The sequence below is a fragment of the Pseudomonas sp. 34 E 7 genome (genome assembly GCF_900005715.1).
Taxonomy (GTDB): Bacteria; Pseudomonadota; Gammaproteobacteria; order Pseudomonadales; family Pseudomonadaceae; genus Aquipseudomonas; species Aquipseudomonas orientalis_A.
The window spans coordinates 3,958-30,016 of record NZ_CVTX01000145.1 but is presented as its reverse complement, the minus strand read 5'-3'; the positions used below and the strand labels follow the sequence as shown (position 1 = coordinate 30,016).

Genomic DNA, 26,059 nt, shown 5'->3' with positions numbered 1-26,059 from the left:
GGAACTCCTTATCCGGCGAAAGGTAGCCAAGGGCTGGCAAGTATTACGCCCAGGGTCAGCAGCACTTGCGCGCCAAGCAGCCAGGCCTGTTTGCGCAGCAATTTGAGCGCACCACGACGGCGTTCGGTCCAGGGTCTGCCGGCGCGCTCGGCCGATTGCAGGCCAAGGGTTTGCAGGGCTTGGTCAAGGTCGGCGGTGCGCTGGGTGTCGCGGGCCAGCAGGGCGAACAAATCGGCGTCGAACGCGACGCGCAGCGCCCAGTATTTCTGTAGAAGCCCCAGGATGATCATCCACAAGGCCAGCACCAGGCAGATCGTCGAAACGCTCGCCATCAGCAACTGGGCCAGACCGAACAGCACACCGACCACTGTCAGGCCTGTGGATAACTGGTCCAGCGAACGGCCACGCCGCAGCAGGCTGGCAACTACGTGCAGTTCCATGTCAGCGAGCATGGGGCAAACCCTCCAAAGCCAAGCGATGTGCAGGATGCAGGACCACACGGGTTCGTGCTGTACGAATAATAGCCAGCGCCTGATCGATCGTCGCCGCGCGCCCGCTGTGCAACAGCCAGGCAGCGATGGCCGTCGCACTGCGCGAGTAGCCCAGGGCGCAGCACACCAGCAGTGGCCCGTCCAAGCGCAAGCGTTCGATGGCCTGGGCGGCTTGCAGGCATTCGGCGGAGGTTGGCGCAATCAAGTCCAGAACCGGGATGCATTGATAACGGCGTCCCTGTGGATCAATCGGCAGTTCGGCACAGAGATCGACGATGGCCTTGAATGGCTGTTTCTCGCCGGCCGCTGGAATCCGGCCGAGCCAGACGTTATCCACAATCGGTTCAGGCTGTGGATGACCACGTGTCCACAGCCGCGAATTGATCCAGGCAGCCGCCAGGTAAGGCGCATACAGCCAACGCGCGGCTGAGGTCAGCTGGCCATCGCTGCGTTTCTGAAAGCCCTCGGCACCCAGCAGCCAGTAGTTGGTCGCGACCAAACCCAGCGATACTGCCGGCCACAGCAGCCATAACCCCCAACCGCCCAAGGCCAGCGCGAGCAGCATCAGCGCCAGCGCGCCAAGGGCGTAGCGCGCACCCAGCCAACCGCGTTTAGGGTCGCGTGTCAGTCGGGCATTGCGCAGAGGGTTGGGATGTTCCAGCGGCCAGAGCCACACGCACAACCAGCCGGCGAGGGCGCCTGTGGGTAAGTCGATAAAGTGATGTTGATAAGTGGTCAGTACGGAAATACCGATCAGTGCAAACCAGCCGTGCACTGCCCATCGCCAGAAACCCTGGGTATGCCGCTGGTACACCACCCACAGGATCACCAGCAGCGCGATATGCAGTGAAGGCGCCTGGTTGAAGGGTTTGTCGAAGCCCGCCAGCACCGCAAACAACCAGCCGAACACGCCATCCAGTTCCGGTCGTTCGAAGGTGAAGCGCAGCGGCCAGATCAGGAAGCAACTGACGGCAATCACCTGTGCCGTCAGCAGGCGCAGGGCATGTTGCCTGAGTTCGTGGCGGGTGCTCGGCAGCAACAGGGAGAAACCGTAGAGCAGGTCGATGGACCAATAAGGCACGATGGTCCAGGCCCAGAACGGCATGTGGGTTTCCCAGCCGAACACCAGCGTGCCCACATCGTTGCGTTGGGTGGTGACCCAGGTGGCGAGGCCGTAGGTGCTGAAAAACAGCGGTGCCAACAGCAGCAGCCAGAGAAGCGCTGGTTTGAATAAGCCGGGTTCGCGCATGCTCAGATCTTCTGCGCCAGGGACACGGTGAAAATGCCCCATTCATCCACACGCTGAGTGATCTTGCGAAAGCCCGCAGCCTCCACCAGTTGGTCCATTTCCGCCTGGCTGCGCCGACGCATCACCCAGGCCTGGCCCTGGCGGTGGCTGGTCAAGGCGCGGGCGATCAGTTCCAACTGCGGGTGCCACGGTTGGCCGGTGTAGACCAGATACCCGCCGGGCTCCACCGCTTCGGCGAGGCCCGCCAACGAACCGCCGACCATCGCGTTATCGGCAAACAACTCATATAACCCGGACACCACCGCCAACGTCGGCTTGGGCGCCAGCGCCGCCAGGCTCGCCCGGTCAAACGCATCGCCTTTGATGAACTGGGCAATGTCTCCCAGGCCTTTTTCACGGATCAGCGCACTGCCGTCGCGCACGTTGATGTCGCTGTAGTCGCGCAGCAGGATCGATTCCGGCAGCGGCGCTACACCCTGCAACGCTTCCAGGATGTAACGCCCGTGGCCGGCGGCGATATCGACGATGCGCACGTCGCGCTCGTCCGCCCGCAACCGGGCCATGGCCAGGCGCAGCAGCTCTTCGACATTCAGCTTGCGTTGACGAATACCGCGCCAGCCGATGGAGTTCAGGTAGTTGGTGTCGATCATCCGCCCCAGCGCGCCTTTGCCGGTGGGCGTGTTGCGGTACACATAATCCAGGGTGCTGCCGGAATCGAAGCCGGTGTCGAAGCCCAGTTTCACCCCGTCGGACAGGTTCTTGCCCAGGCCCATGCTGGCGCGCGTCATGCGCCAGTACAGATCGCGCAGGGAATTGCGCGGCAGCGGTGCGGCAAGCGCTTCGGATTCGGCGCAGGTGGCGCCCAGTTTGTCGGCGTCCAGCAGGCTGGCGCGGTCCAGCGGTTGCGTGAAGTTTTGCAGGATAAAGCGCCTGGCGCTGTTAACGGCCGTGGCGCGGTCACGTTCACCGAGGGTGTCGTGGAAGAAACCGGGCAGCACATGCAGCTCTTTTTTCAGGCTGCCCAGACGCTCGAAAAACTGCTGCTGGGGTTTGCGGTGCACCACGAAGTCGGAGCCGGAGATCAGCAATTGGGTCGGCACTTGAATGGCCTGGGCGTCGGCTACAACCCGGTCGGCCGCTTCGTACAGGCCCAGCAGCACGTTCACCGAAATGGCCTTGGTGATCAGTGGATCGCTGTCGTAGGACGCCACGCGCTGCGGGTCATGGCTGAGGAACTTGGCCTTGACGTAGCTGTTGACGAAAAAGTTGCCGCGAAACTTGCGCATCAGTGCCAGGCCCGGGCGGGCGAAAGGCACGTACAGCTTGACCTTGAAGGCAGGGGAGGCGAGTACCAGGGCGCGGATCCTGGGTGCGTAGTCATGCACCCAGGTGGCCGCGATCACCGCGCCGACGCTTTGGGCGACAACGGCGAGGTTTTCCTCGTCGATACCGTAGGCGGCGCCTATGTGGTCGCAGAAGGTTTGTACGTCGCGGGCGCTGGTGGCAAAGCTGGGGCTGTCACCGCGCTCGCCGGGGGATTGGCCGTGGCCACGGGCGTCCCAGGCGAAGAAGTCAAAGTCGGGCAGGCCCAGTTCGTCCACCAGGTGCGCGATTCGACCTGAGTGCTCATGACCGCGATGGAACAACACAATGGCCTTGCGCGGCCCGGCGTCTGCCGTAGCCGGCCAGTGCCGGTAAAAAAGCTCGACGCCATCATGGGTGCTGAAGGTGTGCTGTTGCTGTTCGCGCATCGCAAAAATCCTTATGCAATCGGTGAGGTTGCTGATTGTTCCTTGAGGCCGTGGCGCACCCGGTTGACCAGGGTGTAGGCCAGCAGGGCGGCGACCAGCCACATCACCGTCTCGACCCAGCCGGCGCCGAGCCAGCCCAGCGCCACGCCAGTGGCCAGCACGCCGAGTACGAACGCCCGGTCACTCTTGCCCATCGGCCCGTCATAGCGGCGCGATGCGCCCACCATCGGCCCCAATACGCCGGCGTATTCGCTGAACACCGCGAGCAACGTCACCAGCAGCACGGGCGCCAGGCTCACGCCGGGGATCAGCGCAAACGGCAGAATCAATGCGCTGTCGGCGATCACATCGCACAGTTCATTGAGGTAGGCGCCCAGACGTGACTGCTGGCTGAATTCCCGCGCGAGCATGCCGTCGATGGCGTTGAGGGCCATGCGCACGATCATCCACAGCGGGATCAGCGCAAACAGCCAGAGGTGCTGGGCGAAGCCGGCGATCAGCAGGCCCACCAGCACGGAAATGACGCCGGCCAGCACGGTAATCTGGTTGGCGGTGGTGCCGTTGTCATAGAGGCGTTGCACGAGGGGGCGCAGCAGGTTTTGAAAACGCGGCTTGAGCTGATAGATGGAGATCATGAGGGGTGATGCTTCCTTGTCCGTGGACCCGCGAAAAGCTGTTCTGGAGTGTGCCGATTAATTGCAGCGTGCACCAGTGATGTCGCGTGTTTATGGGGGTTTAGTCACGGTCTCGAGAAAGCGCAGATTCAAATGTGGGAGGGGGCTTGCCCCCGATAGCGGTGTGTCAGCCAACACCTGTTTTAACAGACCCATGGCCATCGGGGGCAAGCCTCCTCCCACAAGGATCGGCGGCGTGGCCAAAAGCGAACAAAAATTTCACGCCCTGTGTTATATCGTAACGAATTATGTACAAGCGGGCGTTGAGTGGATGCAAGTGGATCTAGAAGCTGACGGCGCTTCGGTTGAAGGCCTGCCGCGCTTTCAGCAAGGGGTGTTCCATGCCCGTCGATTGAGGCAAGCCGGCATCAGCCTGACGGCCGTGGCCGTCACCGGGTGGGTATTGGCGCTGTTTGTCGCGCTGTTTGCACCGGTATCGATCTGGCCGGTGGTGCTGATCAATTGCTCATCGGCGCTGTTGGTGCTGGTCGCCGGGCTGCAGTCGGCGTGGTGGGTCGCCGATTGGCGGGCCCAGGCGCTGGAAGAGCCGGCGGTTGATGCGCCGGTTACAGAAACCGGCCGCTACGCTCGCCTGGTTGAGCGCGTCAGCGATCAGATTGGCGCGCCGGTGTTGTGGTTGTGCGGTTGGTCATTGTTGGCGCTGATCAGCATCATCGAATTCTGGAACCTGACGCTACCCGCCGCAGCCGTCGGTCAGTCCGCCAGCATCGGCGCAGCGCTGGGGTTGGCGCTGGCGTTCGTTTTGCTGGTGTTCGAGCGGCGCCTGGCCCAGCAAACACCTGCGCAGTGGCCTGAAGCCTTAGCCTTGGCGCAGCTGTGCCGCGTGGCGATCGGTTGCCTGTTGGTCAGCTCGATTTGCCTGCTGTTCGCCGGTGCCGAGTCGGTGTGGCCGTTGCGCCTGGCAGTGCTGATCGGCCTGCTGCCCGCGCTGGTGGCGCTGGAGTTCCTGCTGCGCGGCGTGCTGTCGCTGTTCAGCCCGCGCCAGCCGCGCCTCGAACCGCGCCTTATCGCGCAGAGCTTTGTCGCCGGCCTGCTGCGCTGGCCACCGCAACCCTTGCTGGCGTTGCAGCATGAATTGCATAACCGCTTCGGCATCGACCTGCGCCAGATTTGGGCGTTTACCTACATGCGCCGCGCCTTCCTGCCGGTGTTGCTGGTGGTGCTCGCGGTAGGCTGGGCGCTGACGGGCGTGCATGAAGTGCCTTTGCAGGTCCGAGGAATCTATGAGCGTTTCGGCAAACCGGTAGAGGTGTTCGGCCCGGGCCTGCACGCCGGGTTGCCCTGGCCGCTGGGCCGCGTGTTGAATGTAGAGAACGGCGTGGTGCATGAGCTGGCGACCAGCGTCAGCGAAACGGCCGCACCTGAGTTGGCCAGCGCCGAAGGTCCGGCGCCGCTGATCGCCAACCGCCTGTGGGACGCCAGCCATGTGAATGATAAATCCCAGGTCATCGCTAGCAGCAGCGGTGACAAGCAGAGCTTCCAGATCGTCAATATGGACGTGCGGTTCGTCTATCGCATCGGCCTGACGGACCAGGCGGCGCTGGCCGCCACCTACCACAGCGCCGATGTCCCGACCCTGATTCGCAGCACCGCCAGCCGGATCCTGGTGCATGAGTTCGCCTCGCGCACCCTTGATGAATTACTCGGCGAACAACGCACCAGCCTGGCCGACGAGATCGGTCGCAGCGTGCAAGCGGACCTGAACGCACTCGACAGTGGCGTGGAAATTCTCGCCACCGTCGTTGAAGCGATCCACCCACCGGCCGGCGCCGCCAACGCCTACCACGGCGTGCAAGCCGCGCAGATCGGCGCGCAGGCATTGATCGCGCGCGAGCGCGGCGCGGCCAGCGAGCAGACCAACCAGGCGTTGCTGCAGGCCAGCACGGCCCGCGACCAGGCCCAGGCCAACGCCCGCGAAGTGAATGCCGGTGCCCAGGCGGCGAACCTGCGCTTTGTTGCCGAACAAAAGGCCTATGCCGCGGCGGGCCGAGCCTTCGTGCTGGAGCAGTACCTGAGCCAGCTCAGCCAGGGCCTGGCCCACGCCAAACTGCTTATTCTGGATCATCGCCTGGGCGCCGACAGCGCGCCGACGATCGATCTGCGTTCTTTTACCTTGCCGGCCGATCCCTCGGTGCCGCGTAAAGCCGTTCAATAAGGAGTCTGTCTGTTGAGCGCTCATTCCCACGATCACGGTCATCACCACGGCCATCACCACCATCACCATCACGGCGATGAGCAGGCGGCCGGACCTTTTCCCTGGCGACGCATGGCCTGGGCGGCAGTGCTTGTGCTGTTCGCCATCGCGGCGGCGAGCCTGGTGCAGGTGCGTTCCGGCGAGGCCACGGTGATTACCCGGTTCGGCAACCCGGTGCGGGTGCTGCTGCAGCCGGGCCTGGGCTGGCGCTGGCCGGCGCCGTTTGAAGCGGCGATTCCGGTGGACCTGCGCCTGCGTACCACCTCCAGCGGGTTGCAGGATGTGGGCACTCGCGATGGCTTGCGCATCATCGTGCAGGCCTACGTGGCGTGGCAGGTGCAGGGCGATACCGACAATGTGCAGCGCTTCATGCGTGCGGTGCAGAACCAGCCGGACGAAGCGGCGCGGCAGATCCGTACCTTCGTCGGCTCGGCGCTGGAGACCACGGCAGCCAGTTTTGACCTGTCCAGCCTGATCAACACCGACGCCAGCCAGGTACGCATCGCCGAGTTCGAAGCCCAACTGCGCCGGCAGATCGATCAGCAATTGCTCGCCACCTATGGCGTCCGCGTGGCCCAGGTCGGCATCGAGCGGCTGACCTTGCCGTCGGTGACGCTCACCGCCACGGTCGACCGCATGCGCGCCGAACGTGAAACCATCGCCACCGAGCGCACTGCCGTGGGCAAGCGCGAGGCGGCGCAGATCCGCTCGGCGGCCGAGCGTGATGCGCGGATCGTGCAAGCCGAGGCCACGGTCAAGGCCGCTGATATCGAAGCGCAATCGCGGGTCGAGGCGGCGCAGATCTACGGACGTGCCTACGCGGGCAACCCGCAGCTGTACAACCTGCTGCGCTCGCTGGATACCCTGGGTACGGTGGTGACGCCAAGCACCAGGATCATTCTGCGTACCGATGCCGCGCCGTTCCGCGCGTTGGTGGATGGCCCGAAGGATGTTCAGCCATGAGTGAGCGTGACAGCCCGGACAGCCCCTGGATCCAGGCCGGGCGCCTGACGTTCCTGGCGCTGTACGCAGTCACCGTATTGGCGGCGTTGGCCTGGGCGTTTTCCAATGTGCGCCAGATCGACCCGCAGAACCGCGCCATGGTGCTGCACTTCGGCGCCCTCGACCGCATTCAGAACGCCGGGTTGCTGCTGGCATGGCCGCAACCGTTCGAGCAGGTGGTGTTGCTGCCGGCGGCGGACCGGGTGATCGAGCGTCGGGTGGAGAACCTGTTGCGTTCGGATGCGGCGGTGCAGGCGGACCGCGTGGCCAGTTTCGCCACGCCCTTGAGCGATACGCTGGCCGGCTCCGGCTATCTGCTGACCGGTGATGCCGGGATCGTGCAACTGGATGTGCGAGCCTTCTACAAGGTCACCGAACCCTATGCCTTTGTATTGCAGGGCGAGCATGTGCTGCCCGCGCTGGACCGCCTGGTGACGCGCAGTGCGGTTGCCCTGGCGGCGGCGCGGGACCTGGACACTATCTTAGTGGCGCGCCCTGAATTGATCGGCACTGACAACGGCGCCGCCGAGCGCCGCGAACGGCTGCGCGGTGATTTGGTGCAAGGCATCAATCAGCGTCTGGCACAGTTGACCGCCAGCGGCTTGGGGTTGGGTATCGAAGTGACCCGGGTCGATGTGCAATCGAGCCTGCCGGGCCCGGCGGTGAACGCGTTCAACGCGGTACTCACGGCCAGCCAGCAAGCTGACAAAGCGGTGGCCAACGCGCACACCGATGCGCAAAAGCTCACCCAGACCGCCAACCAGGAGGCTGATCGCCAGGTGCAGGTCGCCCATGCCCAGGCCAGTGAACGTCTGGCCAATGCCCAGGCGCAGACCGCCACGGTCGCCGGCCTGGCGCAAGTGAAAGACCCGGGCTTGTTGCTGCGCCTGTACCGTGAACGCTTGCCGAAGATTCTCGGCCAGGCCGGCTCGGTGACCACGGTCGATCCCAAAGACGACGCCCGTTTGATCCTCCAGGGAGCCGAGCAATGAGCGCATCCATGCTGACCACGACTGAACAGCGCAGCGCCGCCCGGCAATTGACCCTGGCCATGCTGGCCCTGGGTTTATTGCTGCTGGGCCTGGTATGGCGCTGGCTGGCGGCGGACCAGAGCGGGGTCAGCCAGCTGTTGCTCGGTGTTGCCTCGCTGCTGGTGGCCGTGCCGGTCATGCGTTCGGCCTGGTACAGCCTGCGCTACCCGAGCCTGCATGGCATCACCGACCAATTGATCGCGCTGGCGATGATGGGCGCCTGGGCCACGGGCGATCTGCTGACCGCTGCCTTGCTGCCGATCATCATGATTTTCGGGCATGTACTTGAAGAGCGCAGCGTGATCGGCTCCCAGGAAGCGATCCATGCGCTGGGCAAGCTCACCCGCAGCCATGCACGCCGGGTGCAGGCTGACGGCAGCATTGTGGAAGTGGACAACGCCACGCTGAACAGCGGTGATGTGGTTGAAGTGCGCGCCGGCGACCGCGTGCCGGCCGATGGCGTGGTGCTGTCGGGCCAGGCCAGCCTGGACACCGCGCCGATTACCGGGGAGTCGGTGCCTCTGGAGGCCAGTGTGGGCGTACAGGTGTTCGGCGGGGCGATCAATCTCGACGGCCTGCTGCGCCTTGAAGTGACGCGCACGGGCAATGAGTCGACCCTGGGCAAGGTCATTGCGCTGATGCAGAACGCCGAGCGGGCCAAGCCGCCGATCACGCGGTTGCTGGAGCGCTATGCCGGTAGCTACATGGTGTTGGTACTGCTGCTGGCGGCGGTCACCTGGTTTGTCACCCACGACGCCCAGGCGATGCTGGCCGTGCTGGTGGCGGCGTGTCCGTGTGCATTGGTGTTGTCAGCGCCGGCGACCGCGATTGCCGGGATCGCGGTCGCTGCACGCCATGGCATCCTGATTCGCAGCTCGGCGTTTCTGGAAGAGCTGGCGGACCTCACTTCGCTGGTCGTCGACAAGACCGGCACCCTGACCTTCGGCACTTTACGCTTGCAGTCCATCCAAACCGCTTCGACCGATCGCCAGGCGTTGCTCAACCTGGCGGCCAGCCTCGGTTCGGCCAGCAGCCATCCGGTCAGCCGTGCGCTGGCGGGGTTGGCGACGCAGGAGCAACTGTTGGCGCTGAGCGATATTCGCGAGCGCCAGGGGCTCGGCGTGGTTGCGCACACGGAACAGGGCGAAGCGGCGCTGGGCCGCCCCGAACTGTTCGAGCAACTGAATATCGTCACCACCTCGGTGCCTGAGCACGACGGCCCGATTGCCGGGCTGGCGCTGAACGGGCAATTCCTGGCTTGGCTGCTGCTGGCCGACAGCGTCAAACCGGAGGCGCGCCAGGCCCTGCAGGAGCTGCGCGAGCTGGGGCTGGGACGCCAACTGCTGCTCACCGGTGACCGCCAGAGCGTGGCCGACAGCCTCGCCGTGAGTGTGGGCATCAGTGAGGTCCAGGCCCAGGCGTTACCGGAAGACAAACTCAACCGGGTGCTGGGAGAGATCGGCAGCGGTTTCCGGCCGATGGTGGTGGGGGATGGGATCAACGACTCCCTTGCACTGAAAGCCGGCGTGGTCGGCGTAGCGATGGGCGCGGGCGGTGCCGATATCGCGCTGGCCTCGGCCGACGTGGTGCTGATCGGCAGCGACCTGCGCCGCCTCGGTACCTGTGTGCGTTTGAGCCGCCAATGCCGACGCACCTTGCAGGTCAACGTGATCATCGGCCTGGGCTGGACGCTGGCCATCGTGGTGTTCGCCGCCTTCGGCTGGCTGGGCGCCGCCGGAGCCATGATTGCCGCCGTGCTGCATAACCTCAGCACCTTGCTGGTACTCGGTAACGCCGGGCGCTTGCTGCGCTTTCAGGAGCCGTTGCTGAAGCTCGACGAATAATTTTTACAAATCTTTGTACAGGGCTGTAACGCGCAAAGGGCGCCTCACTCTAGTGGTGTGTCGAGACTGGGCAATCCGTCCAGACCGACACCATCACCTGAGGACTACACAATGAATATCAAACACGCCGTTTCCGGTGCTGCCCTGGCGATCGCTGCCGCTTCCCTGTTTGCCGGCGTCGCCACCCAGGTACAGGCCGCCGATGCTCCGGTTCATTGCTACGGCGTCACTTCCTGCAAAGGCATGAACGACTGCAAAACCGCTGAAAACGCCTGCAAAGGCCAGGCGGTCTGCAAGGGCCACGGCTTCAAGGCCATGACCCAGGCCGAATGCAACAAGGCCGGTGGCAAAGTCGGCGAGTAACCGACACGCGAGTGCGACCGCAGCGGACACCGCGCCGCTGCGGACACTTCCAGGAGCGCATGATGGTCAGTTCTTTCCCCTCCCTGGGTTACGGCCTGGGTTTACGCAACGAATACTATGAACAGATCCTGGCCCAATCCCCTGCGGTGGATTGGTTCGAAGTGATCTCCGAGAACTACATGGTGCAGGGCGGCAAAGCCTTGTACTACCTGGACGCGATAGCCGAGCGCTATCCCCTGGTGATGCACGGTGTGTCTCTGTCGATCGGTGGGCCCCATGTCATCGATACCGAATACCTCAAGCACATCCAGCAGCTTGCCGCGCGCATCCAGCCTGCGTGGATTTCCGATCACCTGTGCTGGAGCCGGGGCAGCGCCCACCAGTTGCATGATCTGCTGCCCCTGCCTTACACCGAGGAAAGCCTGTACCACGTGGCCAGTCGCGTGCGTCAGGTGCAAGACGTGCTGCAACGCCCGTTGGTGCTGGAAAACGTCTCCAGCTACGTACGCTCCAAGGCAGATGAATTTACCGAGTGGCAATTTCTCAATGCGTTGACGCACCTGACGGGATGCCAACTGCTGCTCGACGTGAACAATGTGTACGTCAGCTCGCGCAACCACGGGTTCGATGCCTGGGAGTTCATTCGCAACCTGCCGCCCGAGAGCATTCGCCAACTGCACCTGGCGGGTCATCTGGATTACGGCGACTACGTGGTCGATACCCATGATCACCCGGTGTGCGACCCGGTGTGGGCGCTCTATCAGCGCACCCTGGAACATCTGGGGCCGGTGTCGACGCTGCTGGAACGCGACGATCATTTTCCGCCATTCGAGGCGTTGCTGGCTGAATTGAGCAAGGCCCGGGAGCTGGGAGCCACTGCTTTGGCCAGGGGTGCGCTATGCGCCTGATCGATTGGCAACTGGCCTTCGAGGCGCATCTGTTGTCTGAAACGTCCACCGCCGCCAGTGGCTTTTCTGCCACCCTGCTCGGCGGCCCGACGCTGGATGTAGACACGGGCCTGGCGATTTATCACAACGCTTACCTGTCGCGCTTACAGGAAGTGTTACGTCATGATTTCGCCGCCATCCGCTACTGGCTGGGTGATGAAGAGTTTGCCGCATTGAGCCAGGCGTATGTTCGGCGCTACCCGCCGGACCATTACAGCCTGCGTTGGCTGGGTGAGCGCTTTGCAGTGTTTATTCTTGAGCATCTGGTGGCCGAACAAAGTATTCCCCTGGCCGAACTGGCGCAGTTGGAATGGGCGTTCACCCTGGCCTTTGACGCGCCTGGGGGCGAGCCGCTGACCCTCGACCATATGGCGCAACTGACGCCCGAGGACTGGCCGCACTTGCGCGTATCGCTGGCACCTTCAGTGCAACACGTGCTGTGCCGTTTCAATACAGTGGCGATCTGGCGGGCCAACAAGGATGAATCGGACTTTCCCGGCAGCCAGGCGCTGGACGTGGCACAGGTGTGCCTGGTGTGGCGTCACCGCAACCTGTGCCAGTACCGCAGCCTGGAACCGGATGAGGCCCGTGCCCTGGCAGGCATGACGACCACCGGCTGGAACTTTTCAGAACTGTGCATCGAGTTGACAGTCACTTATGGAGAGGGTGCGCCACTGCAAGCGGCCACGTGGTTGAAACAGTGGATCCAGGACGGGTTGCTCGAACGTCGGGCTTCATAGCAGGCAGTTATTTAATCGATAGCTTCCTACTTTATTTGGGATGGTCTACCCTCACTCCAGACGTCTGAAACAAGGGGGGGACTACTCATGCTCGCGCAACTTCCACCGGCCTTACAGAATCTTCAGCTACCGCTGCGTCTGCGACTCTGGGACGGCCATGAATTCAACCTGGGCCCGGAGCCCAGTGTGACCATTGTGGTGAAGGACCCTACGGTCGTCACACAGCTGACCCATCCCACGCTCGACTCACTGGGCGAAGCCTTCGTCGAGGGCAAGCTGGACCTGGAAGGCTCCATTGCCGAGGTGATCAGGGTATGTGACGAATTGAGTCACGCCTTGATCGACGACGACGACGGACCTCGCCCGGTGCGCTCGATCCACGACAAGGCAACCGACGCGGCGGCCATCTCCTACCACTACGACCTGTCCAATGAGTTCTACCAGCTATGGCTGGACCAGGACATGGCGTATTCCTGCGGTTATTTCGAAACCGGCAGCGAGTCCATCGACCAGGCCCAGCAAGACAAATTTCGCCACCTGTGCCGCAAATTGCGCTTGCAGCCGGGTGAGTATCTTCTCGATGTAGGCTGTGGCTGGGGCGGGCTGGCGCGGTTTGCGGCGCGGGAGTTCGGCGTCAAGGTGTTCGGGATTACCTTGAGCAAGGAACAACTGGCCCTGGCCAGAGAGCGGGTCAGGGCCGAAGGCCTTGAAGAGCAGGTCGACCTGCAGTTGCTCGACTATCGCGACCTGCCTCAGGATGGCCGTTTCGACAAGGTGGTGAGCGTGGGCATGTTTGAACATGTCGGCCACGCGAACCTGGCGCAATACTGCCGGATTCTGCACGGCGCCGTGCGCGAAGGCGGCCTGGTGATGAACCATGGCATTACCGCCAAGCATACCGACGGTCGTCCCGTGGGCCGTGGTGCCGGGGAGTTTATCGAGCGCTATGTATTCCCCAATGGCGAGCTGCCGCACCTGGCGATGATGACGGCGGAAATCAGCGAAGTCGGGTTGGAAGTGGTGGATGTCGAAAGTCTGCGCCTGCACTACGCCCGCACGCTGGACCACTGGAGCGAGCGCCTGGAGGACAACCTCGAAGCGGCGACGAAGATGGTGCCGGAGCACGCTTTGCGTATCTGGCGCCTGTACCTGGCCGGTTGCGCCTATGCGTTTGCGCGGGGCTGGATCAACCTGCACCAGATCCTGGCGGTGAAACCCCATGCCGATGGCAGCCATGAACTGCCGTGGACGCGGGAAGATATCTACCGCTGAATGTGGGAGGGGGGCTTTTTGTAGGAGCGAGCTTGCTCGCGAAAAACTCACAGGCACCGCGTTCATTCAGGAAGGACGCGTTATCGTTGACGTTTTTCGCGAGCAAGCTCGCTCCTACCGAGTGCCACCTGTGTGTTTAAAGGATGGGTGAGATCAAGCGCGCCACCCGCATGCCCAACTGCTGCAGGCGCCGGGTCTCGCGGCTTTCTTCCTGGCTGACTTCATGGGCCTGGGCGAAGTCGTCCAGCAGCATCTGCTCCACCTCTTTGGCGAAGGCTTCGTCGACCGTCAGCAACATCACTTCGAAATTCAGCCGGAACGAACGGTTGTCCATATTCGCACTGCCGATGGCGCTGATTTCGCTGTCTACCAGCACCACTTTTTGATGCAGGAACCCGGGGGTGTAGCGGAACACCCGCACGCCGGCGCGTACCGCTTCGATGGCATAGAGGCTGGAGGCGGCGTACACGATGCGGTGGTCGGGACGCGAGGGCAGCAGCACGCGCACATCCACGCCGCGCAGGACGGCCAGGCGCAGGGCGGCGAACACCGCTTCGTCGGGGATGAAATACGGGCTGGTGATCCACACGCGCTGGGTCGCGGCATGAATGGCCTCGACGAAAAACAGCGAGCAGGTTTCGTACGGGTCCGCCGGCCCGCTGGCGAGCAATTGACAGAGCACGCCGTCTTCCGGATAAGCGTCCGGCAGGATCAGCGGCGGCAATGCCCGCGCGGCCCAGAACCAGTCCTCGGCAAACGACTCCTGCAAGCACGCCACCACCGGGCCGGTGACCTGCACGTGGGTATCGCGCCACGGTGACAACGGCGGCTTTTTGCCGAGGTATTCATCGCCCACATTGTGCCCGCCGACAAACCCGGTGACGCCGTCCACTACCACGATTTTGCGATGGTTGCGAAAGTTGACCTGGAAGCGGTTCAGCCAGCCACTGCGGGTGGCGAAGGCCTTGACCTTCACCCCGGCGTCGCGCAGCGATTGTACGTAGCGATGGGGCAGGGCGTGGCTGCCGATACGGTCGTAGAGCACGTAGATGTCCACGCCTTCGGCCGCCTTGGCCGTGAGTAACCGGTGCAGTTGGCGGCCGAGGTCATCGTCGTGAATGATAAAAAACTGGAACAGTACGGCGGTTTTCGCGTTGCCGATGGCCTCGAAGATGGCGCTGAAGGTGGCGTCGCCATTGACCAGCAACTGCACCTGGTTATTGGCCAGGCAGGGCATGCGACCCAATTTGGGCATGGCGCGCAAGGACGCGTAGGCACTGGAGTTGCGTGCGGCCAGCGCTTCCTCGACCCACGGGCGCCAGTTCAGTTCGGCGATTGCCCGGTGCATTTCCTGGTTGGCCTGGCGACGCGCCTGGATGTAGGCATCGAAGGTGCTGCGCCCGAAAATCAGGTAGGGAATCAGCGTGAGATAGGGCATGAACATCAACGACAACGCCCAGGCAATCGAGCCTTGGGCGGTCCTGACGGTCAGTACCGCATGGACTGCGGCGAGGCTCCCGAAAAAATGCAGCGTGGCAATGAAGTAGGCGAGCAGGTGCGGGCCAAAAAAATCCATGAACGACATCACTCCGGGCAGTCCAGTGCGTAACAGACCATGTTCCACAGTGAATGTCGCTATTTTATTTGCCGTGCAACACTGGCGCCTTTGCGGCGTCTAACGCCCACCATTGCCCAGGAGTTACCCGATGAATGCTCGTCTGCTGTGTTTGTCCATGGTTGTTGGTTTGTCGCTGCCGTTGGCGGCGCAGGCGCAGATGTTGGCGCCGGGCTTGTGGGAATTGACCACCAGCAATATGAAAGTCGATAACCAGGACCTGCCGGACCTGTCGCTGATCCTCGGTCAGCTCAAGCAACAGATGACCCCCGAACAGCGCGCCATGCTGGAAAAACAAGGCATTACCATGGCCGGTAAAGGCGTGCAGGTGTGCCTGACGCCGGCTCAGGTCGCCTCCGATTCCATCCCCCTGACCGACCCGCAGTCGGGCTGTAAACAGCAAGTGACCGACAAGACCGGCAACCAGTGGAAATTCCGCTTCAGTTGCCCGAAAGCCCAGGGTGTGGGGGTGGCGACGTTCCAGAGCCAGAAAGAATTCACCACCACCGTCAACGGCACCTTCAATGCCACCGGCATCCAGCAAAAGGGCAGCCTGGACACTCACGCCCAGTGGCTGGGTAACGATTGCGGCACCGTCAAACCTCGCGCCTGACCCAGCCGGGCATTGCCAATCAACACCCGATTCCTGCTTCAGAACTCGTTTTGCAGGGCCTTGTAACCGCGCACCAGGTCGACATTGGTGCGCGCCACGTCTTCGGAAAACTCCGAGGCGCTGACACTCACCGGCGGGAATTGCGACAGGTCGGTAGTGGGCCCGATGCGGGTGGTGGAGGGGACATAGAAGGCTGCGGGCAGGTCGCGCCCGTCCACCACCGAGTTGTGCCGCACCACGCAGCCGTCGCCCACGGCGCAGTTGAACAGCACGCTGTTGAAGCCGATGAACACGCGGTCGCCGACGGTGCAGGGGCCATGCACGATGGAGCGGTGCGCAATCGAGGTGAACTCGCCGATGGTCACGGCGGCGCCGGACTTGGAGTGGATCACCACGCCGTCCTGAATATTGGAATTGGCACCGATGGTAATGGGGTCCATGGCGCCGCTGGCGTCGACCTCGTCGGCGCGGATCACGGCGTAGGGGCCCACAAACACGTTTTCGCCGATGATGACCTTGCCGCAGATGATCGCGGTTTTGTCGACATAGGCCGATTCGGCTATTACCGGCAGATCGCCGGAAGGGTTCTTGCGAATCATGGTTTGCCCAGCGCGGCGCACAAGGTGTTGAGGTTGTACTCGAACAGCCCGGTAAAGGTGCTGGCCGGGCCTTCTGCGGCCAGGGCATCGGAGTACAGCGTGCCGCCGATCTGCGCGCCGCTTTCGTCGGCAATTTGCTTGAGCAGGCGTGAGTCCTTGATGTTTTCCATGAACACGGCCTTGACCTTGTCCTTGCGGATCTGGGTGATCAACGCGGCCACTTCGGCGGCCGACGGTTCGCGCTCGGTGGACAGGCCTTGGGGCGCGAGGAACTGGATACCGTAGGCCTGGCCCAGGTAACCGAAGGCGTCATGGGAGGTGACGATACGGCGGTTACCCGCAGGCAGCGCGCCGAACCTGGCCTTGGCTTCGGCCAGCAGGCGGTAGATGTCTTTCAGGTAGGCCTGGCTGTTGCGCAGATAGTCCGCCTTGTTGGCAGGGTCGGCGGCCACCAGCGCCTTGGTGATGTTGTTGACGTAGATCTCGGCATTGGCCAGGTTGTGCCAGGCGTGCGGGTCGGGGATGGTCTCGCCGTCCTCGTCCATGGTGTGGGAGATCACGCCCTTGCTGGCGGTGACCACCGTGGCCCGGGTTTCGGTGCTGGTCACCAGGCGGTCCAACCAGGGCTCGAAGCCCAGGCCGTTCTTGATGATGAGCCTGGCCTTGAGCAGCGCCTTGGCGTCGTCCGGTGTGGGCTCATAGGTGTGGGCGTCGGCGTCCGGACCGACCATGTTGCTGATCTGGATGTGATCGCCACCAATCTGATGGGTGATGTCATCGAGGATACTGAAGCTGGTGACCACCTGGAGTTTGTCGGCGGCCTGGGCCATCGACAGCGGCAGCAGCAGGCTGAACAGCACGAGTAGAGCGCGCATCGGAAAACACCTCATTGGGATGACAGCAAGGGCGGGCGGCGCAGCAAGCCGTGCACCGGACCGAAGACCACGGACAGCAAATACCCGCCGCCCGCCACCAGCACGATGGCCGGGCCGCTGGGCAGTGAGTAATAGAACGACAACAGCAGACCCAGCCATACCGACAGGCATCCCAGCACTGCCGATACCGCGATCAACACCGGCAGGCGCCGGCTCCAGAAGCGTGAAGCGATGGCCGGCAGCATCATCAAACCCACCACCATCAAGGCGCCAATGGCCTGGAAACCGATCACCAGGTTCAGCACTACCAGGGTCAGGAACAGTCCGTGGGCGAGCGGGCCCAGGCGGCTGACGGTTTGCAGGAACAGCGGGTCGAGGGTATCGAGCAACAGCGGTTTGTAGATCAGCGCCATGGCAATCAGGCTGAAGCCGGTCACCCACAGCATGCCGGTGAGGGTGGTTTCATCCACGGCCAGCGCGGAGCCGAACAGCAGGTGCAGCAGGTCCAGGCGCTTGCCGGCGATGCCAAGAATCAACACGCCGGCGGCGAGGGAGATGGGGTAGATGGCGGCGAGGCTGGCGTCTTCGCGCAGGCCGGTGCGACGGGTGATCCACGCGGATAACCCCGCCATGCCCAGCCCGGCGCCGAGGCCGCCGAGGGTCAACGCGGGCAGGCTCAGCCCGGCGAACCAGAAGCCCAGGGCGGCGCCGGGCAGAATGCCGTGGGCCACCGCATCACCGATCAGGCTCATGCGCCGCAGGATCAAAAACACCCCCAGCGGCGCTGTGCTGCAGGCCAGCACCAGCCCGCCGATCAGCGCGCGGCGCATAAACACGAAGTCGACAAAGGGCATCCACAAATGGGCGGCAACCTGCATCAGGCCACCTGCAATTGCGGTTGTGGACGAATCAACTCTTTACTCGGGCCCAGCGCGCAGCCTGTGCTTTTGATGTGCAGCACGTCCGGTGTGTGGTGGCGCACTGACGCCAGGTCATGACAGACCACCATCAGCGTGCGGCCTTCTTCATGCCAGGCATGGATATGTTTCCAGCACATCGCCTGGCCTTCCTCATCGAGGGCGGCGTGGGGTTCGTCGAGCAGCAACACCGGCGAGTCGGTCAGGCTCATGCGGGCGAGCAAGGCGCGTTGCAGTTGCCCGCCGGACAGGGCCATTAACGGGCGTTGCTCCAGGCCGCTCAGGCACCAGTCTTCCAGCGCGGCGTGCAGGCGTTCGTTGCGTTGTGGTGACGTGAGCCGAGTGCCCCACAATCCTGCAGCGACCAGTTCCTGCAGGCTGATGGGGAACTGCCGGTCCAGGTATTGCTGCTGGGGCAGGAAGGCCAGGCCGCCGCGCCGTGGAACATCGACGCTGACCTTTCCTGCCAGCGGCTTGTGCAAGCCGGCGATGACCTTGAGCAGGCTGCTTTTGCCACAGCCATTGGGGCCGATGACGCCGGTGAGGCTGCCTTTTTCCAGGGTGAAATCCACGGCGGGGGTGAGCGGTTGGCCCGGAGCACCCCAGCGCAACGCAGTGCAGGTGATCATGTGGAAGGTCTCGTCCAGCGGCTTTCAGCCACGGCATCGTGCGCGTGCAGGCTTTCGGCGTGGACCACTTTGAGGTGAAAGGCCTTGACCGCATCCGAGCGCTTCAAGGCGAGGTTAAGGCGGCGGGCGGCGTCCTCGCAGAACATCAGGTTCTGCCCATTGGCCAGGGCGAAGGCTTGCTCATCGGCACGTTTGACTGCGGTTTGCACGGCGGTGCCGAGGGCGGCTTCGGCACTGTTGATCAGGTCGACAATTGGCAATTGCTCGCCCTGCAGGTGCACATGCAACTGCGCGCTGCTGCGTTGGCTGTGGGGGGTGGCGACAATGCCGTTGGCGCTGCCGAGCCAGGTCAACACGTCTGCATGCTGCAATGGCGTGTTGGCGAAATCGTCGAGAAATTGCTGTTGAATCAATTGCCTGGCGAGGGCGGCGGAGCATGGGCAGGTTGATGAGTAGGTCACGTCAATTTTTAGTTCCACGTGGAACATCTGGTTTTCCAGACGCGCCTCAATGCTGACCGGGTAGCGTTTCCAACCGTCCAAAGGGCTGACCAGAGCCGGGCGTTTCAACAGCAAGTTGGTGTGGATACGCAGGTAGGCGTTATTAGATAAATCTTCATGTGTGTCGAGAAAGCGCTGCAGTACATTACGCAGAAGTGCAGGCGTCAGCGGCTGCTGATCGAACATTTCCAGTGCCAGGTACAGGCGTGACATATGAATGCCACGGGCCGATCCATCGTCCAGGCTCACACCGGCATCGGCGGTGGCGAGCAGGCGTTGGCCATCAAACAGGACAGGCAAGGCCACGCCGCACATGCCCACCCAGTCGAGTGGCAAGGCTTGGCGTGAAGCCTGCGCGGCGATATCCGGCAGAGTCAGCGCATTCATAAGCAGGTCCATCGTTGGTAATAATTAGACATGTTATAGTATAACAATAACATTCACGATGAATTTTCTGCTCCAGCCTTTCTTCAGTCGCGTCGAGCAGGGACGCTCCCTTATTTGCGGTATCGGTCATGCACAGACGTCAGCTCCTCAACCTGCTGTTGCTCAGCCCCCTGTTCGCCTTGCCGCCGGGGGCTTACGCCACGCAGATCCGCAATGCGCGCCTGTGGCGTTCGGCCGATAAGCTACGGCTGGTCTTCGACCTCAGCGGCCCGGTGCACTACAAGACGTTTTCACTGACCGCCCCGGAACGCTTGATCATCGACCTGAGCGGCGCAGGGCTCAGTGGCGATTTCTCCCAGTTGGCGCTCAAGAACAGCGGAATTACCTCGATCCGCTCCGGGCATTTTGGCCAGAACGACACCCGCATCGTGCTGGACCTCGCCGCGCCGATGCAGCTCAACAGCTTCCTGTTACCGCCCCAGGAGGGCCAGGGCCACCGTCTGGTGCTCGACCTGACCCGCGCCACACAGGCGCCTCGTCAAATCGCCGCCGAACCTGCGCCCTTGATCGCGCCGGTGGATAAAACCCATCCCCGGCGCGACATCATTGTGGTGGTCGACCCGGGTCACGGCGGCAAGGACCCCGGCGCGATCGGCTCCAAGGGCCAGCGGGAAAAGGACGTGGTGCTGTCGATCGCTCAGTTGCTGGCCAAACGCTTGAAGCGCGAAAAGGGTTTTGACGTGAAGCTGGTGCGCAACGATGACTTTTTCGTGCCTTTGCGCAAGCGCGTGGACATCGCCCGTCAGCACAAAGCCGATATGTTCATCTCCGTGCATGCCGACGCCGCACCAAGGCTTACTGCTTCGGGGGCCTCGGTGTACGCGTTGTCCGAAGGCGGCGCCACCTCGGCGACCGCTCGCTTCATGGCGCAGCGCGAAAACGGCGCGGACCTGTTGGGCGCCACGACGTTACTCAACCTCAAGGACAAGGACCCGATGCTCGCGGGAGTAATCCTCGACATGTCGATGAACGCCACCATCGCCTCCAGCCTGCAACTGGGCAGCTCGGTGCTGGGTAGCCTGCAAAATATCACCAGCCTGCATCAGAAGCGGGTGGAGCAGGCCGGATTTGCGGTGCTCAAATCACCGGACGTGCCGTCGATCCTGGTCGAGACCGGCTTTATCTCCAACACCCAGGACGCCCAGCGGCTGGTAACGGCGCGCCATCAACAGGCGGTTGCCGATGGCCTGTTCGACGGTCTGAAAAAATACTTCGAGAAAAACCCACCGATGAACAGCTACATGGCGTGGGCGCAGGAACAGAAGAAAGGCCAGGTCTAGCAGCCGGTGATGCGGCTGCAGGTGAATGTGGCGCCGGCTCCGCCGGAACTGGAGAAGCGGTTGAGCGTGGTCCAGCCCACGCGCCGCGTGTAGCCGACCCACGCCTCACCGTCCGATGCCAACCCGGTGAAGAACGTCAGCTGCCCGTAGCGGCTGTTGGTTTGTGCCCAGAAGCGTTTGCCGATCACTTCGAAACCGCGCAAATACGTGGTGCTGCCGACGGTCGCCACGCTGTAGGCATTGCCCACCGGGTCAACGCAGGCCAGCAGGTTGGCGCTGCGCGTGCAGTGGGCCGACAGGCTTGGGGATTGAGCACAGGCAGGTCCCGCCGCTGCCAATAGCAGGATGTACCACAGGCGTTTCATCGGGTTTCTCTGGGGTTGGGAGGTGATCAAGCTTCGCGCCCTTCGTCACGCAGAGCAAGGAGGGTTGGCTTGTTTGTATTGTTATAATATAACATAAAACAAAGCCTGGCTTGACCGGGCAGCCTGATGAGAGCGACCTGATGCCCAATCGTCTACCCGTTACCGTGTTGTCCGGCTTTCTCGGCGCCGGTAAAAGCACCCTGCTCAACCACGTACTGCGCAACCGCGAACACCTGCGCGTGGCGGTGATCGTTAACGACATGAGCGAAATCAACCTCGACGGCAGCGAGGTCCAGCGCGACGTCACCCTCAATCGCGCCGAAGAAAAGCTGGTGGAGATGAGCAACGGCTGCATCTGCTGCACGTTGCGCGAAGACTTGCTCGAAGAAGTCGGCAAGCTCGCCAGGGAAGGCCGGTTCGATTACCTGCTGATCGAATCCACCGGCATTTCCGAACCCATGCCTGTGGCCGAAACCTTCACCTTTCGCGATGAAAACGGGCAAAGCCTGGCGGATATCGCGCGCCTGGACACCATGGTCACCGTGGTCGACGGCATGAATTTCCTGCTCGACTATCAAGCCGCGGAAAGCCTGGCCTCACGCGGGGAAACCCTGGGGGAAGAGGATGAGCGCTCGATCACCGACCTGTTGATCGAACAGATCGAGTTCGCCGACGTGATACTGATCAGCAAGATCGACCTGATCGGCAGCCACGAGCGCCTAGAGCTGATGGCGATCCTCGAACGGCTCAATGCCCAGGCACACATCATCCCGATGGTGATGGGGCAGGTGCCGCTGCACACCATCCTCAACACCGGGCGCTTTGATTTCGAACGGGCCGCCCAGGCCCCGGGCTGGTTGCAGGAATTGCGCGGCGAGCACGTGCCGGAAACCGAAGAGTACGGCATCGCTTCCACCGCTTATCGCGCGCGCCGCCCCTTCCACCCGCAGCGGTTTTTCGACTTCATCGACCGCCCCTGGGTGAACGGCAAGCTGTTGCGTTCCAAGGGTTTTTTCTGGCTGGCCAGCAAACACCAGGACGCCGGGAGTTGGTCCCAGGCCGGCGGTTTGATGCGCCATGGCTTTGCCGGGCGCTGGTGGCGCTTCGTGCCGAAAAGCCAGTGGCCGCAAGACGAAGAAAGTGTCGCGGCAATCATGGGCAACTGGCAGCCGAGCACTGGCGATTGCCGTCAGGAACTGGTGTTCATCGGGCAGAACATTGATTTTGCGCAGATGCGCGCCGAACTTGACCAGTGCCTGCTCACTGACGAAGAAATGGCCCTGGGCGTCGAAAGCTGGCGTCAGTGGGTCGATCCCTTTGGCCCCTGGTATGAGGAGGCAGCCGCCTGATGCTGGCCCCGGTTATTCCCCTGCGCCCCGTGATCCGCCAGACCTGCGGCGAAACCCCGCTGGCGCTCTCCGATATCCTCGAAGACGGCGTGAACCTGGCGCTGTGGCAGCGCCAATTGCCGCTGCATATCGCCGAGTTCGGTGCGTTGTTGGTGTCGCTCGATGAGCCGTTGGCCGAAGCATTGGTCATCGAGTTGAGCGACGAAGACACCGCGCCGAACTTGCAGGGCCTGGCGTCCGGTTGCCGTGATCTTGAAGGCTATGACGGCTTTATCGCCGATGTCTCCTGGCTGGTCAGCGCATTCGCCTGCCTGCTTGGCGCCAGGCGCATCGGCGTGCGTTTGCGCTTGCTGGACAAGGCGATGTGCCCGCGTTTCCATGTCGACCATGTGCCTGTGCGGCTGATCACTACCTACGCGGGCATTGGCAGCCAGTGGCTGCGTGAAGGCGTCATGGACCGCCGCCGCTTGAGCCAACCTGACGCAGAACCCGCCGAGCGCATCGAGCAGATTCACTGCGGTGAAGTGGCGCTGCTCAAGGGTACAAAATGGCACGGCAACGAAAATCATGGCCTGATTCACCGCTCGCCCGCCCTGACGGCGAATGAGCGTCGCTTGATTCTCACGCTGGATTGGCTCGCATAAACGCGTAGGATCAAACGCTCTACACGGTCTGAATAATGCCACCCATGCTGCAGAACATTCCCACCCACGTGATTGCCGGGCCCTTGGGCGCCGGCAAGACCAGCCTGATCAAACACCTGCTTGCCCAGCGTCCGGCCAACGAGCGCTGGGCGGTGTTGATCAACGAGTTCGGGCAGATCGGCCTGGACGCAGCCTTGCTCACGCAAGAAGAGGATGGCATTGCCCTGGGCGAGGTGGCGGGCGGCTGCCTGTGTTGTGTGAATGGTGCGCCGTTCCAGGTAGGCCTGGGTCGGTTGTTGCGCAAGGCCAGGCCGGATCGGCTGTTTATCGAGCCTTCGGGCCTGGGCCATCCGGCGCAGTTACTCAAACAACTGGGCCAGGCGCCATGGCAGGAGGTGCTGTCGGTTCAGCCCTGTGTGCTGGTGCTGGACGCTCAAGCCCTGGCAGCGGGCAAACCCTTGCCGCCGGCGCAGCAGGAGGCGCTGGCCAGTGCCGGCCTGCTGGTGTTGAACAAGGATGAGACGCTGGATGCGCGGCAGCGTCAGGCCATAGCGCAGCAATTACCCGGCAACGCGATTTATTGGACGCGTCAGTCACGGTTGCCCATCGAGCAACTGCCTGGTTTGAAGGCACAGGCGGGCGGGGTTGTGGATAACTTCGTGGTGCCCAAAGGCTTGGCGCACATGGAGGCGGTCTGGAGCGACGCCGCGCTGCCGATCTGCCTGAGTCAGGCCCAGGATGACGGCTGGAGTATCGGCTGGCGCTGGCACCCGAGCCAGCAATTTGATCCGCAGCGCTTGAAGCAGTGGCTGACAAGCCTGGAATTGCGTCGTGCCAAACTGGTTATCCACAGCCGTGAGGCCTGGGTATCCGCCAATGCTGTGGATAACAGCCCATTGGCCTGGCAGCTCAGCGAATGGCGCCGCGATTCGCGTATCGAACTGATCTTCAGCGTACCCCAGGACGTGGCGGCATTGCAGGCTGCCCTGGTGGCCTGCCGTTACTGACGGTTCTTGGTGGCGTGGTCCTGGCGCCACTGACTCAGTTCGATGACGTCGGCGCTGGGCAGCGGCTCCTTGGCTTCGAACGGGTAGGGCGCCAGTTCGATCTGCGCGCTGTGGGCGCCAAATTGAGTGATGGTGCCGCTGTGGCGAGTCTCGCCCGTGACGGTGAACTCGAAATTGTAGACGCGTGCCAGACGGCGCCGACCCTTGGCATCCTTCACCAGACCGATGCGTTTCAACGCCACTGCGCCGTCGAGCAGTTCGATGTCGAGCTTGGCGCAGTGCTGTTTGACCCGCTCCAGCGCCCGCTCGCGCAGGCCATGGTTGTGCCAGACCCACGCGGCGCCGGTCGCCAGCAGCATCAACACGAACATGTTTCCCAGGGTCAGCATTCCATGAACTCCAACAAAGTGAGCGCAGCTTAACTGTGTCGCCGGTCTGTCGTACAGGCTGCGTTTAGTCGCATACTGCGCGGCCAGAATTTCAATGGCTTTATGGAAATCTCCTGCATGAAACGTACACCCCATCTGCTTGCGATCCAGTCTCATGTGGTCTTTGGCCACGCCGGAAACAGCGCCGCCGTGTTCCCCATGCAGCGGGTCGGGGTGAATGTATGGCCGCTCAACACGGTGCAGTTCTCCAACCACACACAGTATGGCCACTGGGCGGGCGAAGTGCTGGCGCCGCAGCAAATTCCGGCACTGGTGGAAGGTATCGCGGCGATCGGCGAGCTGGGTAACTGCGATGCGGTGCTGTCCGGCTACCTGGGCAGCGCGGCTCAGGGACGCGCCATTCTGAGTGGCGTGGCGCGGATCAAAGCGCTCAATCCCAAGGCGATGTACTTGTGCGACCCGGTGATGGGCCATCCGGAAAAGGGCTGCAGCGTGCCCCAGGAAGTCAGTGATTTCCTGCTCAACGAGGCTGCGGCCATGGCGGATTTCCTGTGTCCTAACCAGCTGGAGCTGGACAGTTTTGCCGGGCGCAAGCCGCAATCGCTGTTCGATTGCCTGGCGATGGCCAAAGCCTTGCTGGCGCGCGGGCCGAAGGCGGTGCTGGTCAAGCATCTGGATTACCCGGGCAAGCTGCCGGACGGCTTCGAGATGTTGCTGGTGACGGCCGAGGGCAGTTGGCACTTGCGCAGGCCGCTCCTGGCCTTCCCGCGCCAGCCGGTGGGTGTGGGTGACCTGACGTCGGGGCTGTTCCTGGCGCGGGTGCTGTTGGGTGATAGCCTGGTGGCGGCGTTCGAGTTCACGGCGGCGGCGGTGCATGAGGTGCTGCTGGAGACCCAGGCCTGCGCCAGTTATGAACTGGAACTGGTGCGGGCGCAGGATCGAATCGCCCATCCCCGGGTACGCTTTGAGGCGATGCCGATCAGCCTGTGAATACATAGAACCCAATGTGGGGGGGCAAGCCCCAGCCTATGACTATCTTACTGATGCTCCACAATCCAAATGTGGGAGGGGGCTTGCCCCCGATGGCGGCCTCAGAGCCGACCAGGATGTTGGATTGGACCGAGTACATATCCGTTTCTGCGGTAACGGCTGCTAACGGTTCCGCTTTTACAGCGGCTCACTTTTGAAAAGCGCAAAAGTAAGCAAAACGCTCTTGCCCCACCACTCGGCACCTCGCTTAGGCTCGGTGTG

26 protein-coding genes are annotated in these 26,059 nt (G+C 62.8%); 14 read left to right on the top strand and 12 right to left on the bottom strand.

Translation table 11 applies throughout. The features are described from left to right. Nucleotides 1-8: 8 nt before the first annotated feature. From BFP96_RS14715 to BFP96_RS14700, 4 genes are read right to left on the bottom strand one after another with little or no spacing between them, the layout of a single operon-like run. Nucleotides 9-452, bottom strand: a complete 444-nt coding sequence (locus BFP96_RS14715; RefSeq protein ID WP_065894349.1) for a hypothetical protein — start codon at nt 450-452, stop codon at nt 9-11. Further along, nucleotides 442-1,740, bottom strand: a complete 1,299-nt coding sequence (locus tag BFP96_RS14710) for a phosphatase PAP2/dual specificity phosphatase family protein (protein WP_065936476.1) — start codon at nt 1,738-1,740, stop codon at nt 442-444. The genes BFP96_RS14715 and BFP96_RS14710 overlap by 11 nt, the downstream gene beginning before the upstream one ends. A 2-nt stretch (nt 1,741-1,742) precedes the next feature. Further along, entirely contained in the window at nt 1,743-3,491 is a 1,749-nt protein-coding gene (locus BFP96_RS14705) for a bifunctional alpha/beta hydrolase/class I SAM-dependent methyltransferase (protein ID WP_065936475.1), read from the bottom strand. 11 nt (nt 3,492-3,502) lie between these two features. Next, nucleotides 3,503-4,126 carry a CDP-alcohol phosphatidyltransferase family protein gene (locus BFP96_RS14700; protein WP_065936474.1) on the bottom strand — a complete coding sequence of 208 codons (624 nt, stop codon included), beginning with the start codon at nt 4,124-4,126 and terminating at the stop codon, nt 3,503-3,505. A 310-nt stretch (nt 4,127-4,436) separates the two neighbouring features. On the opposite strand from BFP96_RS14700, the gene hflK (BFP96_RS14695) reads away from it, so the two are divergent. The 8 genes from hflK (BFP96_RS14695) (at nt 4,437) to cfaB (ending at nt 13,579) form a co-directional block, all read left to right on the top strand. Next, entirely contained in the window at nt 4,437-6,341 is a 1,905-nt protein-coding gene (hflK, locus tag BFP96_RS14695) for a protease modulator HflK (protein WP_065936538.1), read from the top strand. 12 nt (nt 6,342-6,353) lie between these two features. Then, nucleotides 6,354-7,343: a protease modulator HflC gene (gene hflC / locus BFP96_RS14690; RefSeq protein ID WP_065894341.1), complete on the top strand. Its 990-nt coding sequence runs from the start codon at nt 6,354-6,356 to the stop codon at nt 7,341-7,343. Next, nucleotides 7,340-8,374 carry a protease modulator HflK gene (hflK, locus tag BFP96_RS14685; protein WP_065894339.1) on the top strand — a complete coding sequence of 345 codons (1,035 nt, stop codon included), beginning with the start codon at nt 7,340-7,342 and terminating at the stop codon, nt 8,372-8,374. The genes hflC and hflK (BFP96_RS14685) overlap by 4 nt, the downstream gene beginning before the upstream one ends. Continuing rightward, complete coding sequence (locus tag BFP96_RS14680; RefSeq protein ID WP_065894337.1) at nt 8,371-10,257, top strand: cation-translocating P-type ATPase; 1,887 nt, start codon at nt 8,371-8,373, stop codon at nt 10,255-10,257. Before hflK (BFP96_RS14685) ends, BFP96_RS14680 begins: the two co-directional genes overlap by 4 nt. A gap of 111 nt (nt 10,258-10,368) precedes the next feature. Beyond that, entirely contained in the window at nt 10,369-10,620 is a 252-nt protein-coding gene (locus BFP96_RS14675) for a BufA2 family periplasmic bufferin-type metallophore (RefSeq protein ID WP_065936473.1), read from the top strand. A gap of 62 nt (nt 10,621-10,682) precedes the next feature. Then, entirely contained in the window at nt 10,683-11,528 is an 846-nt protein-coding gene (locus BFP96_RS14670; RefSeq protein WP_065936472.1) for an MNIO family bufferin maturase, read from the top strand. Further along, a complete protein-coding gene (locus BFP96_RS14665; protein WP_065894334.1) occupies nt 11,519-12,307 on the top strand; it encodes an HvfC/BufC N-terminal domain-containing protein in 789 nt (262 codons plus the stop codon). Before BFP96_RS14670 ends, BFP96_RS14665 begins: the two co-directional genes overlap by 10 nt. An 87-nt stretch (nt 12,308-12,394) precedes the next feature. Then, nucleotides 12,395-13,579, top strand: a complete 1,185-nt coding sequence (cfaB, locus tag BFP96_RS14660) for a C17 cyclopropane fatty acid synthase CfaB (RefSeq protein WP_065894332.1) — start codon at nt 12,395-12,397, stop codon at nt 13,577-13,579. A gap of 136 nt (nt 13,580-13,715) precedes the next feature. Here the strand turns inward: cfaB and cls are convergent, their stop codons facing one another. Then, complete coding sequence (cls, locus tag BFP96_RS14655) at nt 13,716-15,155, bottom strand: cardiolipin synthase (RefSeq protein WP_065894378.1); 1,440 nt, start codon at nt 15,153-15,155, stop codon at nt 13,716-13,718. 130 nt (nt 15,156-15,285) lie between these two features. Here cls and BFP96_RS14650 point away from each other — a divergent pair, with 130 nt between their 5' ends. Beyond that, nucleotides 15,286-15,807, top strand: coding sequence for a DUF3617 domain-containing protein (locus BFP96_RS14650; protein WP_065894330.1), 522 nt, complete (start codon nt 15,286-15,288; stop codon nt 15,805-15,807). Nucleotides 15,808-15,845: 38 nt separating this feature from the next. On the opposite strand, the gene BFP96_RS14645 is transcribed toward BFP96_RS14650, so the two are convergent. The 5 genes from BFP96_RS14645 to folE2 are packed head-to-tail and all read right to left on the bottom strand — an operon-like array spanning nt 15,846 to nt 19,714. Further along, complete coding sequence (locus tag BFP96_RS14645) at nt 15,846-16,406, bottom strand: gamma carbonic anhydrase family protein (RefSeq protein WP_065886671.1); 561 nt, start codon at nt 16,404-16,406, stop codon at nt 15,846-15,848. Continuing rightward, nucleotides 16,403-17,281, bottom strand: a complete 879-nt coding sequence (locus BFP96_RS14640) for a metal ABC transporter substrate-binding protein (protein ID WP_065936471.1) — start codon at nt 17,279-17,281, stop codon at nt 16,403-16,405. The genes BFP96_RS14645 and BFP96_RS14640 overlap by 4 nt, the downstream gene beginning before the upstream one ends. Before the next feature lie 11 nt (nt 17,282-17,292). Further along, nucleotides 17,293-18,159: a metal ABC transporter permease gene (locus BFP96_RS14635; RefSeq protein WP_065936470.1), complete on the bottom strand. Its 867-nt coding sequence runs from the start codon at nt 18,157-18,159 to the stop codon at nt 17,293-17,295. Beyond that, on the bottom strand, nt 18,159-18,827 hold the full coding sequence (locus BFP96_RS14630; protein ID WP_065936469.1) for a metal ABC transporter ATP-binding protein: 669 nt from the start codon (nt 18,825-18,827) through the stop codon (nt 18,159-18,161). Before BFP96_RS14630 ends, BFP96_RS14635 begins: the two co-directional genes overlap by 1 nt. Next, nucleotides 18,824-19,714: a GTP cyclohydrolase FolE2 gene (folE2, locus tag BFP96_RS14625; protein ID WP_065894321.1), complete on the bottom strand. Its 891-nt coding sequence runs from the start codon at nt 19,712-19,714 to the stop codon at nt 18,824-18,826. Before folE2 ends, BFP96_RS14630 begins: the two co-directional genes overlap by 4 nt. 128 nt (nt 19,715-19,842) lie before the next feature. On the opposite strand from folE2, the gene BFP96_RS14620 reads away from it, so the two are divergent. Further along, the gene (locus tag BFP96_RS14620; RefSeq protein ID WP_065885117.1) at nt 19,843-21,054 is read left to right on the top strand and encodes an N-acetylmuramoyl-L-alanine amidase; all 1,212 of its coding nucleotides are present in this window, start codon (nt 19,843-19,845) and stop codon (nt 21,052-21,054) included. Here BFP96_RS14620 and BFP96_RS14615 read toward each other — a convergent pair. After that, entirely contained in the window at nt 21,051-21,419 is a 369-nt protein-coding gene (locus BFP96_RS14615; protein ID WP_065936468.1) for a glutamine synthetase, read from the bottom strand. The genes BFP96_RS14620 and BFP96_RS14615 overlap by 4 nt on opposite strands. A 140-nt stretch (nt 21,420-21,559) precedes the next feature. Between BFP96_RS14615 and zigA the strand changes: the two genes are divergently transcribed. Genes zigA through BFP96_RS14600 form a run of 3 tightly spaced genes read left to right on the top strand, consistent with a single transcriptional unit; the run spans nt 21,560 to nt 24,419 of the window. After that, nucleotides 21,560-22,768: a zinc metallochaperone GTPase ZigA gene (gene zigA / locus BFP96_RS14610; RefSeq protein ID WP_065936467.1), complete on the top strand. Its 1,209-nt coding sequence runs from the start codon at nt 21,560-21,562 to the stop codon at nt 22,766-22,768. After that, on the top strand, nt 22,768-23,412 hold the full coding sequence (locus tag BFP96_RS14605; RefSeq protein ID WP_065936466.1) for a DUF1826 domain-containing protein: 645 nt from the start codon (nt 22,768-22,770) through the stop codon (nt 23,410-23,412). Before zigA ends, BFP96_RS14605 begins: the two co-directional genes overlap by 1 nt. A 44-nt stretch (nt 23,413-23,456) precedes the next feature. Then, complete coding sequence (locus BFP96_RS14600) at nt 23,457-24,419, top strand: CobW family GTP-binding protein (RefSeq protein ID WP_065936465.1); 963 nt, start codon at nt 23,457-23,459, stop codon at nt 24,417-24,419. Here BFP96_RS14600 and BFP96_RS14595 read toward each other — a convergent pair. Then, nucleotides 24,413-24,808, bottom strand: coding sequence for a DUF3301 domain-containing protein (locus BFP96_RS14595; RefSeq protein ID WP_065885122.1), 396 nt, complete (start codon nt 24,806-24,808; stop codon nt 24,413-24,415). The genes BFP96_RS14600 and BFP96_RS14595 overlap by 7 nt on opposite strands. 117 nt (nt 24,809-24,925) lie before the next feature. On the opposite strand from BFP96_RS14595, the gene pdxY reads away from it, so the two are divergent. Next, nucleotides 24,926-25,798, top strand: a complete 873-nt coding sequence (gene pdxY, locus BFP96_RS14590) for a pyridoxal kinase PdxY (protein WP_065885123.1) — start codon at nt 24,926-24,928, stop codon at nt 25,796-25,798. Nucleotides 25,799-26,059 lie beyond the last annotated feature (261 nt).

What these genes read in the sequence shown, in the direction of transcription:
- BFP96_RS14635 (WP_065936470.1), bottom strand. Translation starts at nt 18,159, where the DNA reads ATGCAGGTTGCCGCCCATTTGTGGATGCCCTTTGTCGACTTCGTGTTT.
- BFP96_RS14715 (WP_065894349.1), bottom strand. Translation starts at nt 452, where the DNA reads ATGCTCGCTGACATGGAACTGCACGTAGTTGCCAGCCTGCTGCGGCGT.
- BFP96_RS14675 (WP_065936473.1), top strand. Translation starts at nt 10,369, where the DNA reads ATGAATATCAAACACGCCGTTTCCGGTGCTGCCCTGGCGATCGCTGCC.
- BFP96_RS14640 (WP_065936471.1), bottom strand. Translation starts at nt 17,281, where the DNA reads ATGCGCGCTCTACTCGTGCTGTTCAGCCTGCTGCTGCCGCTGTCGATG.
- BFP96_RS14645 (WP_065886671.1), bottom strand. Translation starts at nt 16,406, where the DNA reads ATGATTCGCAAGAACCCTTCCGGCGATCTGCCGGTAATAGCCGAATCG.
- zigA (WP_065936467.1), top strand. Translation starts at nt 21,560, where the DNA reads ATGCCCAATCGTCTACCCGTTACCGTGTTGTCCGGCTTTCTCGGCGCC.
- BFP96_RS14680 (WP_065894337.1), top strand. Translation starts at nt 8,371, where the DNA reads ATGAGCGCATCCATGCTGACCACGACTGAACAGCGCAGCGCCGCCCGG.
- pdxY (WP_065885123.1), top strand. Translation starts at nt 24,926, where the DNA reads ATGAAACGTACACCCCATCTGCTTGCGATCCAGTCTCATGTGGTCTTT.
- hflK (WP_065894339.1), top strand. Translation starts at nt 7,340, where the DNA reads ATGAGTGAGCGTGACAGCCCGGACAGCCCCTGGATCCAGGCCGGGCGC.
- folE2 (WP_065894321.1), bottom strand. Translation starts at nt 19,714, where the DNA reads ATGAATGCGCTGACTCTGCCGGATATCGCCGCGCAGGCTTCACGCCAA.
- BFP96_RS14620 (WP_065885117.1), top strand. Translation starts at nt 19,843, where the DNA reads ATGCACAGACGTCAGCTCCTCAACCTGCTGTTGCTCAGCCCCCTGTTC.
- BFP96_RS14615 (WP_065936468.1), bottom strand. Translation starts at nt 21,419, where the DNA reads ATGAAACGCCTGTGGTACATCCTGCTATTGGCAGCGGCGGGACCTGCC.
- BFP96_RS14650 (WP_065894330.1), top strand. Translation starts at nt 15,286, where the DNA reads ATGAATGCTCGTCTGCTGTGTTTGTCCATGGTTGTTGGTTTGTCGCTG.
- BFP96_RS14595 (WP_065885122.1), bottom strand. Translation starts at nt 24,808, where the DNA reads ATGCTGACCCTGGGAAACATGTTCGTGTTGATGCTGCTGGCGACCGGC.
- BFP96_RS14705 (WP_065936475.1), bottom strand. Translation starts at nt 3,491, where the DNA reads ATGCGCGAACAGCAACAGCACACCTTCAGCACCCATGATGGCGTCGAG.
- BFP96_RS14630 (WP_065936469.1), bottom strand. Translation starts at nt 18,827, where the DNA reads ATGATCACCTGCACTGCGTTGCGCTGGGGTGCTCCGGGCCAACCGCTC.
- BFP96_RS14710 (WP_065936476.1), bottom strand. Translation starts at nt 1,740, where the DNA reads ATGCGCGAACCCGGCTTATTCAAACCAGCGCTTCTCTGGCTGCTGCTG.
- hflK (WP_065936538.1), top strand. Translation starts at nt 4,437, where the DNA reads ATGCAAGTGGATCTAGAAGCTGACGGCGCTTCGGTTGAAGGCCTGCCG.
- cls (WP_065894378.1), bottom strand. Translation starts at nt 15,155, where the DNA reads ATGGATTTTTTTGGCCCGCACCTGCTCGCCTACTTCATTGCCACGCTG.
- BFP96_RS14605 (WP_065936466.1), top strand. Translation starts at nt 22,768, where the DNA reads ATGCTGGCCCCGGTTATTCCCCTGCGCCCCGTGATCCGCCAGACCTGC.
- BFP96_RS14600 (WP_065936465.1), top strand. Translation starts at nt 23,457, where the DNA reads ATGCTGCAGAACATTCCCACCCACGTGATTGCCGGGCCCTTGGGCGCC.
- BFP96_RS14700 (WP_065936474.1), bottom strand. Translation starts at nt 4,126, where the DNA reads ATGATCTCCATCTATCAGCTCAAGCCGCGTTTTCAAAACCTGCTGCGC.
- cfaB (WP_065894332.1), top strand. Translation starts at nt 12,395, where the DNA reads ATGCTCGCGCAACTTCCACCGGCCTTACAGAATCTTCAGCTACCGCTG.
- BFP96_RS14665 (WP_065894334.1), top strand. Translation starts at nt 11,519, where the DNA reads ATGCGCCTGATCGATTGGCAACTGGCCTTCGAGGCGCATCTGTTGTCT.
- BFP96_RS14670 (WP_065936472.1), top strand. Translation starts at nt 10,683, where the DNA reads ATGGTCAGTTCTTTCCCCTCCCTGGGTTACGGCCTGGGTTTACGCAAC.